Origin of the sequence: Microbacterium sp. 71-23, assembly GCF_001897265.1 — a bacterium.
GTDB lineage: Bacteria > Actinomycetota > Actinomycetes > Actinomycetales > Microbacteriaceae > Microbacterium > Microbacterium ginsengisoli.
On the sequence record NZ_MKSL01000036.1, the window covers coordinates 134,015 to 143,588 of the forward strand.

General features: G+C 65.9%; 10 protein-coding genes. 4 read left to right on the forward strand and 6 right to left on the reverse strand.

The annotated features are described in order from the left end of the window. Positions 1 to 26: 26 nt before the first annotated feature. From BGO15_RS12310 to BGO15_RS12320, 3 genes are read right to left on the reverse strand one after another with little or no spacing between them, the layout of a single operon-like run. A complete protein-coding gene (locus tag BGO15_RS12310; protein ID WP_268768859.1) occupies positions 27 to 158 on the reverse strand; it encodes a hypothetical protein in 132 nt (43 codons plus the stop codon). Between the two features lie 38 nt (positions 159 to 196). Next, complete coding sequence (crcB, locus tag BGO15_RS12315) at positions 197 to 577, reverse strand: fluoride efflux transporter CrcB (protein ID WP_056207291.1); 381 nt, start codon at positions 575 to 577, stop codon at positions 197 to 199. Then, a complete protein-coding gene (locus tag BGO15_RS12320; protein WP_235557479.1) occupies positions 574 to 1,056 on the reverse strand; it encodes a fluoride efflux transporter FluC in 483 nt (160 codons plus the stop codon). Before BGO15_RS12320 ends, crcB begins: the two co-directional genes overlap by 4 nt. Positions 1,057 to 1,252: 196 nt before the next feature. On the opposite strand from BGO15_RS12320, the gene adhP reads away from it, so the two are divergent. After that, entirely contained in the window at positions 1,253 to 2,323 is a 1,071-nt protein-coding gene (gene adhP / locus BGO15_RS12325) for an alcohol dehydrogenase AdhP (RefSeq protein ID WP_048808839.1), read from the forward strand. Between the two features lie 70 nt (positions 2,324 to 2,393). Beyond that, a complete protein-coding gene (locus BGO15_RS12330) occupies positions 2,394 to 2,744 on the forward strand; it encodes a hypothetical protein (RefSeq protein ID WP_156454826.1) in 351 nt (116 codons plus the stop codon). Positions 2,745 to 2,772: 28 nt separating this feature from the next. Here BGO15_RS12330 and BGO15_RS12335 read toward each other — a convergent pair whose 3' ends face one another. Together BGO15_RS12335 and BGO15_RS12340 are read right to left on the reverse strand one after the other, a co-directional pair. Next, entirely contained in the window at positions 2,773 to 3,114 is a 342-nt protein-coding gene (locus tag BGO15_RS12335) for a YchJ family protein (RefSeq protein WP_235557478.1), read from the reverse strand. A gap of 2 nt (positions 3,115 to 3,116) precedes the next feature. Next, positions 3,117 to 3,683 (reverse strand): alpha/beta fold hydrolase, encoded by a 567-nt coding sequence (locus tag BGO15_RS12340; protein WP_056207292.1) that lies wholly within the window; start codon positions 3,681 to 3,683, stop codon positions 3,117 to 3,119. 468 nt (positions 3,684 to 4,151) lie between these two features. Between BGO15_RS12340 and BGO15_RS12345 the strand changes: the two genes are divergently transcribed. Together BGO15_RS12345 and BGO15_RS12350 are read left to right on the forward strand one after the other, a co-directional pair. Next, positions 4,152 to 4,400: a type II toxin-antitoxin system Phd/YefM family antitoxin gene (locus BGO15_RS12345; protein ID WP_056207295.1), complete on the forward strand. Its 249-nt coding sequence runs from the start codon at positions 4,152 to 4,154 to the stop codon at positions 4,398 to 4,400. Further along, complete coding sequence (locus BGO15_RS12350; protein WP_056207297.1) at positions 4,397 to 4,663, forward strand: Txe/YoeB family addiction module toxin; 267 nt, start codon at positions 4,397 to 4,399, stop codon at positions 4,661 to 4,663. Before BGO15_RS12345 ends, BGO15_RS12350 begins: the two co-directional genes overlap by 4 nt. A 1,468-nt stretch (positions 4,664 to 6,131) precedes the next feature. On the opposite strand, the gene BGO15_RS12355 is transcribed toward BGO15_RS12350, so the two are convergent. Next, the coding region (locus tag BGO15_RS12355; RefSeq protein ID WP_286748402.1) for a hypothetical protein at positions 6,132 to 9,574 on the reverse strand (3,443 nt) is incomplete at its 5' end.

Genomic DNA, 9,574 nt, shown 5'->3' on the forward strand with positions numbered 1-9,574 from the left:
CGGGTCGGCATCGTCGTTCGGCGGTCTCAGCCGATGCTGCAGGAGCCACCGCAGCACGAAGGGGCTGCGTCGGCGTCGCCGAGAAGACTGAGGAACTGCGGCCCGGGGGTCGCGGCATCCGTCACGGTGTCGTCAGAAGACGTCTGCGTCGTGGACATCGCTCCATCGTACGACTGTTGCGGGCCTCGGGCTCCGCTCACACGAGCGCGCCGAGCACCGCGCCGAGCGCCGCGCCCGCGACGCAGGCGACCAATTGGCCGAACCCTGCCGCGAGGCTCCATCCCCATCGACGCTGCTGCGCGAGGCGCACTGTCTCGAAGCTCGCCGTGCTGAACGTCGTGTAGCCCCCGAGAAGCCCGGTGCCGCCGATCATGCTCACCTCGACCGGCAGGACGCGCCCTGCGGCGGCCGCCACGACGAACCCGAGCACGAACGAGCCCGTGACGTTGATGACAGACGTGCCGAGCGGATAGGGATGCCGCCACCGTGCCTTGACCGCGCCGTCGACGACGAAACGCAGCGCCGCTCCGACGCCTCCGGCAGCCATCGTCGCGACCCACAGCCAGATGACGGTCATGCGCGGGCCCTCCGCATGATCGCCGCCCCCGCGGCGATGCCGAGGATCGACGCGGCGCCACCCACCACGACCGTCACTGCGCCATAGACGAGGCTCGCGGTCAGATCGGTGTGCAGCAGCCCCTCGGCACCGACGGCGAAGGTGCTGTAGGTCGTGTAGCCGCCCAGCACGCCCGTGCCGACGAAGAGACGGATGCCGCGCCGCACCCCCGTGTCGTCGCCGCGACGCACGAGCACCTCGAGCAGCAGTCCCAGCACGAAGGCACCGGTCACGTTGATGACGAGAATGCCGAAGGGGATGCCCCACTCGGCCGGGATGGCGGCGGACACGACGAGGCGGACCCCCGTACCGATCGCGCCGCCGAGCGCCACCAGACCGACCGCGGCGGGGCGCAGGTGGAGCGGCCTCGGGATGACCGCAATGTCGTCGGTGTCGGGATCGAGCGGCAGCTCGCTGTGGCTGTCGCGCTGCGAACTCACTCGCCCTCCGGTTCCCGGCCGGACGGCCGATCCGCCCAATCTACGCCCGTCACCACCGCCACTCGCGCACGAACCTCGGCCGCAACATGCGGCAACGGCATGCAACGGGCCGCGGCGTAGCGTCGGCATCGCGACGGGGATCACGGAACCTCGGAAGGGGTCCGGGGCCGTTCCCCGACACGAAGGAGTGATGACGATGTCGATTCTCACCGACGCCCGTCCGAACCTCGATCGCGGCACCGTGCCCACCGGCACCATGCGCGCCGCGGTGGTCACGACCTCCGGCGAACCGCTGGTCGTCGAAGACGTGGCGATCCCGTCTCCGGGTCCCGGCCAGGCACTCGTGAAGGTGATCACGAGCGGCGTGTGCCACACCGACCTCCACGCGGCGCGCGGCGACTGGCCGGTCGCGCCGAAGGCGAATCTGATCCCCGGTCACGAGGGCTACGGCGAGGTCGTCGCACTGGGCGAGGGCGTGACATCCCTCTCGGTCGGCGACCGCGTGGGCAACGCGTGGCTGTGGAGCGCGTGCGGCGTGTGCGAGTACTGCCGCACCGGCTGGGAGACCCTCTGCCCCGAGCAGCAGAACGGCGGCTATTCCGTCGACGGCAGCTTCGGCGAGTACATGCTCGTCGACGAGCGGTTCGCCGCGCGAATTCCCGAGGGTTCCGACCCGTACGAGGTCGCGCCGATCCTGTGTGCGGGTGTCACTGTCTACAAGGGTCTGAAGATGACCGAGGTGAAGCCCGGCGAGTGGGTCGTGATCTCCGGAATCGGTGGTCTCGGCCACATCGCGGTGCAGTACGCCCGGGCGATGGGCATGCGCGTCGCTGCGGTCGACATCGACGAGGAGAAGCTCGCGCTCGCCCGCACCCACGGCGCCGAAGTCACCGTCAACGCGGCGACGACCGACCCGGGACCTGCCGTGCAGGAGCTCACCGGCGGCGCCCACGGCGTGCTGGTGACCGCTGTGCACCCGAAGGCGTTCGGTCAGGCACTCGGAATGGCCCGTCGCGGCGCGACCATCGTGTTCAACGGGCTTCCCCCGGGGGACTTCCCCGCGAACATCTTCGACATCGTGCTGCGGGCGATCACCATCCGCGGCTCGATCGTCGGGACACGCCAGGACATGATCGAGGCCCTCGACTTCTACGCCCGCGGCGAGATCCACCCGACGATCGCCGTCGAGTCGCTCGACGACATCAACGAGGTGTTCGAGCGTATGGAGCAGGGCAAGATCGACGGCCGCATCGTCATGAAGTACTGACCGCGGCATCCGGTCGTGGGCGGGGTCGCGCGGCGGCCCCGCCCTTCCGCTGCCCGCCTACAGTGGCCAGGTGACCGACACTCCCCCGACCCGCTGGTGCCTCAGCCGACGCGACGGCGCGGTGTGCACGCGCGCCATCGGACACGCGGGGCTGCACAACCGGAACGGCACCTCGCTGATGTGGTCGGATCGCGAGCAGGACGAGCCCGGATGCCGCGGCTCGGGCGCTACGGCGCAGCCTGCTCCCCGGCTCGACGATGGCTTTCCCGCAGGGCGAGCCCTCTGCCAGGAGTGCCTGGGGTTCGTGCGGTTGACCGATGCCGGCACACTATGGCGTCACGACGCGTTCCGCGCAGCACGCTCGGATCGCGAGGCCGCACGACGCGCGGCGTGGTTCAACGCGTTCGGGTGGGAGGGGTGATCGAGCGCAGCCCGACCGAACGGCCCTCCTATTGATCGAAGAGATCTCCGTCGACGTAGAACCAGCGTTCGCCGTCGCGAACGAAGCGTGACCGCTCGTGCAGCACGCCGAGGGTGCCATCCGCGTCGACGTAGGTGGCGCGGAACTCGACGACACCGTGCGCGTCGTCCGGGCCGCCCGCGACGGTGTCGACGATCTGCAGCCCGCGCCAGCGGGGCGAGTCGTCGAGGTCGAGCACGTCGGGCACCGTCGACGGATGCCACGTGTGCATCAGCCACGCGGCATCCTGGTCACGGAAAGCGGCGAAGCGCGAGCGCATCAGTTCTTCGGCGGTGCGCGGTTCGATCCGGCCGGCCGGGGTGTCGGTCACGGTCAGTCCCAGTCGAGGTAGTCCTCGATCGCCCACGAGGTGGCGCCGACGTGGGTCGTGGGGAACATGTCGCCTCCGCCCTCGACGGGCACGACGCTCACGAGGCCGGGAGCCCGATCGCGCAGCGCCGCGCCGTTCGCGGGCGGGGTGATGGTGTCAGCGGTGCCCTGGATGACGAGCACCGGCACCCCGTCGGCCGGGGCGGGCAGGTCGCCGTCCTCGACGCCGAGAAGCAGCACGCCGTTCACACGGTCGTGGTGTCCGAGCGCGACGAAGCGGGCGACGGTGCCACCGTCACGATGGCCGCCGATCCACGCGTGGTCGATGGCGAGGTGGTCGAGCAGGTCGACAATGTCCTGTGCGCGCTCGGTCGGGGCCGCGGCATCCGCATCGTCACGGGCGCCGACTCGCACGACACGGAAGTCCTCGGTGGCGAGCGAGTGGCTGAGGGGGCTGAGGTAATCGATCGTGAGGCGACGGGCCGCGATGAGCACAACGGCAGGCCCGACGCCTTCCTCGGCGAACGGGATGGCGCGCGCGTCGGGGTCGAAGGTCTGGGTGTCGGCCATGTCGGGGGTCCTCTCACGTCGAATGCGCCGCAGAGCGCGGCGTCGCCGATCGGCGATGTGCGGCGGTGAGTCCAGTCTCCCGGGCGGAGGCCTGAGTCGCCAATCGTGGCGTCACTGCGGGGTCGAGTACACGAGGGCGCCTCGCGGCGTCGACGCGGGTCGGTGCACCATCGTACGGACAGAACCGCACCGGCGAGACGCCGCTCCCGCCAGCCCCGCTTCAGCTATTGAAGCGGATCGAATCCGGCACATTTCGTCGAACTGTCTGACATTTCGTAAACGCACTTTGACCAAGTCTTTATACCCGTTCTGACACCACTCGACCTTTCGTGAATTTGCTACCTTGCGCAACCGCTTGCGGACTTTTGCGGACTGGCGGCCCTCCTCAGGACCCTCTGATCGACCTGTGGACCTGCCGCTCGACACCCGGCGAGTGGTACTATTTCTGGTACAACTTCGGGAGGACTGATGGCCATCACCACGAGCGAGGCGCGCCGCGACCTTTTCGGCCTCATCGAGCGCGTCAATCTCGACCACACGGAGATCGAGATCACCTCCAAGCGCGGCTCCGCCGTGCTCATGTCGAAAGACGAGTACGACTCGCTCGTAGAGACGAGCTATCTGCTCCGCTCCCCCGAGAACGCCCGTCGCCTTTTGAGCGCTCTGGTCAGCGCTCGAGACGGCGAGATCGAAGAGCACGACGTCCTCGAGCCGTGAGCGACCGCAAGGTCGCCTGGACAGCCGAGGGGCGGGACGACTACCTCTACTGGCAGACGCAGGATCGCCGGACCCTACGCCGCATCAACCAGCTGATCGCCGACATCCTCCGCGACGATCCGTTCGAGGGAATTGGCAAGCCCGAAGCCCTCAAGCACGCTCTCGCCGGTGCCTGGTCACGCCGCATCGACGAGTCGAATCGCCTCGTCTACATCGCGAGCGACACCCACATCACGATCCTGCAGGCGCGCTACCACTACTGACTCTGACTACAAGCGCTTCATGAGCGCTTGCCTGCTCAGCTTGGTCCGCATGCTTAGGGTCGACCAGCTGACCTCGGCGACGCGCATCACTCGCACGAGTTCGTCCCGCTCGCGCAGCAGTGCCGCCTCCTGCTTATGCAGTCGTTCAAGCTCCGCCGAAACCGTGCTCAGACGGTCGTGCGCTCCTCGCTCACTCCCCCACTTCGACGCCAATCGATCAACGGCATTGGCACGCGCAGTCTCTCTCACGCGCTGCGCCGCAGCCTTCGATGCCGCAGCGTCACGCTTGGCATTTCGTCACCCGCGGACCATGTAACGAGGTTGTCACGCGATGCCAACCGCGGCAACGGTCGCGAGCGCGCTCACGGAAAGTGCCTGCGTGCATTGCTCGGTTTCTATTGCTCTGTTTCTTCACTCTGCGCGTGGTAGGGGTGGGCCGCGTGGCTGAACTGACGTGGAGGGCGGAGTCGCGGTAGACGTTCTTAGCGCTTGCGGTCGTGCGCATGTCGGAGGATCATCGCGCTTCGCTGCTGGCGGGGCTACTGCGACGAGCGCCGATGTCAGGCGGGCGTCACACCGTAACCATCGACAGCTCGTCCAATCGACCGGCGGGAGACCGGCTTGCGGACGCTGCTGTGCATCGGATCATCTAATTGTCCACGGCCAATTCGCAATCAGGCCGCAACGAACCTAACGATTCGCGGCACATCCCCGCCCAAACAACAAAATACTCGCCGGCTTCAACGCGCACTCGAGGCTCAGGGGCGTCATCGACGCCCTCGGACACGCCGAGGGCTATCGAAGTACCGTCCACCCTTGATAGTCCATCTTCGTCCTCGGGCCGTCGGATTGCGAACGGTGTAGTGCGCCGGTCGAACAGTATCGCCCCATTGTCGAGCATCCCGGTTTCTACGCGCCGGCACAAACCTGCGCTAGCGTCACCCCGCGATCTGGGGAACTTCGATGAGCAACTCTGAGGAGATTCGCTGAGCGCCGTCATCCGGGCGGAGCTCGCATCGGGATGAGGCCCGGCAGGTGACGATCGCCCGCTCACATCCGGCATGTTGCAAGCAACCGAGACGCGCCCGAGCTCGAGTGGGCGGACCTGTCGGCAGTCAACGGCACACGACGGACCCGCGTCTGGGCAATGCCCGTTTACGGACCGGCATCCGTAGGCAGATTGAGCGGCTCGCGAGCTCTGATTCAGTGATTGCAGCATCATCGCGGGCCGTCAACAGTCTGGCTACATAAGCGACGACTTAAAGAGGCTGGGTATGACCCCGGCGAGGAGACGGTCGCTGTAGCAAACGCAGAGAAGTCGAGAATCGGCGCCGAACGCTAGCGCGACGCGTCTGCAGGTAGAGCTCGAATGACGCCGCCACCGATCACGAGCGTTGGGTACTTAGTGGTAAACACGTCCGCAACGCTGACGGACTCGCCCACTTCGTGCAGCTGCGAGGCTCGTCGTTCACAGTTCAACCCGACGAGCAACGGTCGTCTCAAGCCCTTCTCCGTGGTGGTCAAAACGCGACAGCCTGAAAATCAGATCGAGCGGGCCAAGTAGGGCCGTGGCCTCAGCTAAGCCATCCGGCGTGAGCACCACCGCGCAGCCCTCTGAAACCGCGTCATCAAACATTTGGCCCTGACGACCCCAACTGCCGTTGGTCCAGATCGTCGTCAACGCGGCAGGTCGGCCCATCCGCGTCTGCCAACCACCGAGATACTCAAGGTCCGGGTTCCAGTTCAGCGTGCTGGCCAGGCTGGGGTGCACTGCCAGCCAGTTCGCGCGTCGCTCCATGAATGCGTTGCTTTGGTTTCGAAGCAGGAACGGGACCGTGTCGGTGTCCGCGGGTGGATGGGGAAGTTCTGCGAGGTCGGAGGTTCGCGTGTTGATTCTGATTGCCGTGCGTGCGCTGGCTTCACCGCGCCGGACCAGATCGCATGCGAAGCGCTCCTCGACGTGCGGCCAATTCAGGACCGCAAGGTCGCTCCGCGCTCCGACGATCTGATCGGGGCCGGTCCGGCTCGATCGGACGTACTCGTCCAGCCGAGCTTCAGCTCCGGCAGCCCACGCTTCCGGGGTCTGGTCATGACCTGCCGGCGGGTGGGCCGGAAGCATGTTCGGCATCCGGTCGCACCCACGTCCGACCATCGCGATATCTCCGGTTCTCAATGCTCGCTCCGCATGAGGGGGAAGGGGGCCCAGTCTCCCGGAATCGACGAGATCACCCAGGACGTACCCGAACGCGCTCCGCGATGCGAGGACCACTGAACTGGGGTGTGTCAGCTTCATGCTCGCATCGAGCAGGGCACCCATCGCAGACTTGGATTCAGGCAGAGACGCCAGCGCCTTCGTGGCGTACTGACCAGCGACCGCGAGGAGCGTGTTGACGTCGAGATCGCAATACTTCGACAGCAAGAGGTAGCCGTCTCGGAAAGGTTCGAGAAACGGTGGGTCGACGCCAAAGCGGGTTTCGGGCTCCGGTCCGTCGATATCCAACAGTTGCAGACGGTAGACGGCGGGTAACGGGCGGGCAATTCTTAACTCGTGGGTCCTCGCATCGGGCGCGGAGAGTCGTCGGATAACCATGCTCCTGTGAGTCGCAATGCGAGCACGCAACGGATCCAGTGCGGCATCCCTGACGGGCCCGGCTGCGGCCAAGCAGGATGCAACAGACTCGAGCACATCGTCGGTTGCGGCGGCATCAAACAGCCGTATTAGTGCATCGACGACCGCCTTCGAACCGCGCTTCAGCGCGGAGACCACAACCTCTGCCGTTCCCTCCCGAACGGCCCAGGCTGGGTGCGTCAGGTGCATTGCAGCCAACTCTGCAATCGCCTGATCTGCCGTCAACGGCGAGGCGGAACGCTGACCCGGGACGGTCGCGGAAAGCCACCACTTGAGCATGGGAGCCTCGGGCGGCGGCGGAAGCTCAAGATTCTCCGATAGCGCCTCGAGGTACTCGCGGACGGTCTCCCAGTATCCACTGCCGGAAGTGTCCACACCGAACGCCGCGAATATCTCGTCCACATCCGTGTTCAGCATGCTGCTGTACCAGTGCTCCTCAGTGACGAAGCGGACGAAGTCCTGCGCGGCGCCGGTGGGCGTCATCGCTCCGCATGTCACCAGCACCCGGATAGCGTCGCGTCGCACGGTTCCGCGGACGCTGGACCAAGCGTCGAGTGGAGCGAGGGCGAGAGCGGTTCCGGCAAGCTCCTGGGACGATTGAATACGTCCTTCGCGGTATTCCCTTTCTGCGGCCCACACGAGGACCTTCGCTTCATGCGGTGTTCCAATGAAGACTTCCGCGACGGCATGGGCTTGAGCCTCAGCGAAGTTCCTGTCCAGCACAGGGATCCAGTCGAAATACGACGAGGTCGACTCCTCAGCGATGAGGGCCCGAAGCGAATCGAGATCGGAGGAAACTTTCCTCACCTCGGAGCGAGGCAATCGGGTCCCGTTGCGCAACTCAAGACCGCCGTAGTCGTCGCTCCCATCCACGTCCGGGGCCTCCGGCGCCGGCGCCGTCGTGAGCGCTTGAACCCACATCTCGCGAGTGGTGGGGAGGGCGACTTTCAGGAGCCCCGCCTTGAGAGTACCGAGGAGGCGGGGGGATGCCCGTTCTGCGAGTGCTGCGGCCAACTCGGGATGGAACGAGTTGCTGGCGGCGGCAACGATCGAGCCCGTAACCTCCGATACCAACTCAATCGTCTCGCGGTCGGAACTACCGTGGCGGAGAAGCGAAGCGAGCAAGTTCCCCATGGCAATCGTGTGAGAAACGGTGCCGTGGGCGACCAAGTACTCGAACGTGTTGAGAGCGGTCCGGGGGGATGCGCCGGCCAAAACTTCTGGCAAGTGCTCGGCGCCGATGCCTTGGTCGGTGAGTGGTTGGGCAGCGACGAGCACGCGCGTTAGCCATGCCGCCTCGTCGTCCAGATTATCCAGCCGAGGTGCGGCGCTGCCGAGCCACTGCACCCAACGCGCAAGCTGGTAATCGTTCCGCGACCCCAACCCGAAAGCGGTTCGCCAAATATTCAAACAGACTCGCTGGGCTTCTTCCGTCCTCCCAAGGAGGGAGTACGCGTCTACAAGTGCGACTAGGTCGACAAGGGCCCCGTTGACTCCTTGTTCCGGTGCCTCCGATTCGAACGCTGCAAGGGCCTCGCTCAACCAGTCCGGGGCGACACCGGCAATGTTCAGTTTGACCCCGAGAGCAACGCGGAGCGCCGCGTGCCATTCGCGCGGTTGAGAGACGAACTTTCTGCTCATCGCCCGCTCGTAGCGACCGACTAACTGCAGGCTGACGGCCTCGAACGTATCGATTGCGAGCGTATGCAGTTCGCGTCGTTTGCTGCGCAGCGAATGGACGGAGTGGTCAGGTCGCTTGCCGGCGATCGGCGGGAAAAGGTTCATCACGATGCTGATCGCTTCCCACACCTCCTCCTCGCCTACCTCGGCTCCAGTCGCAATCAGGGCCTGCGCAAGTGCGGTTTGGCGTACAAGTAGATCGATTTGGTCGGTGAGTTGTATTGCCTCAGTATCGCGATGGATGGACGCGGAGCTACTGATGTTGTCGCCAGCGGGTGTTGCCTCCCCTGTCGGGCGCGACTCGATCGGGCCCGTTCGGAACGATGCGGGTCGGCGACCGAGTCCGATCTCCAGCTCGTGACGCAGCCGCCAATAGTGGAAGTGGTTTGCGATCGCGTCTTCGTCGCCGGCAGCGCCGAGCATGGAGAGCGTCAGCGTGTTGTTGAAGCTGGTTCGCAACAGCGTTTCGAGCGCGCTCTCTGCTGAGTCGTAGTCCGCCTCGAGAAAGGCAAGGTCGAGGAGCGTGCTCTCGTGGACAGGGAGGCCCCTGAGAGTGGACCGGAAAGCTTTGAACGTCTGGACGCGCTCGTCGAACGATTCGT

Excerpts from the sequence above, each read along its gene's own strand:
- BGO15_RS12310 (WP_268768859.1), bottom strand. The coding sequence starts at position 158 with ATGTCCACGACGCAGACGTCTTCTGACGACACCGTGACGGATGCCGCG.
- crcB (WP_056207291.1), bottom strand. The coding sequence starts at position 577 with ATGACCGTCATCTGGCTGTGGGTCGCGACGATGGCTGCCGGAGGCGTC.
- adhP (WP_048808839.1), top strand. The coding sequence starts at position 1,253 with ATGTCGATTCTCACCGACGCCCGTCCGAACCTCGATCGCGGCACCGTG.
- BGO15_RS12340 (WP_056207292.1), bottom strand. The coding sequence starts at position 3,683 with ATGGCCGACACCCAGACCTTCGACCCCGACGCGCGCGCCATCCCGTTC.
- BGO15_RS12345 (WP_056207295.1), top strand. The coding sequence starts at position 4,152 with ATGGCCATCACCACGAGCGAGGCGCGCCGCGACCTTTTCGGCCTCATC.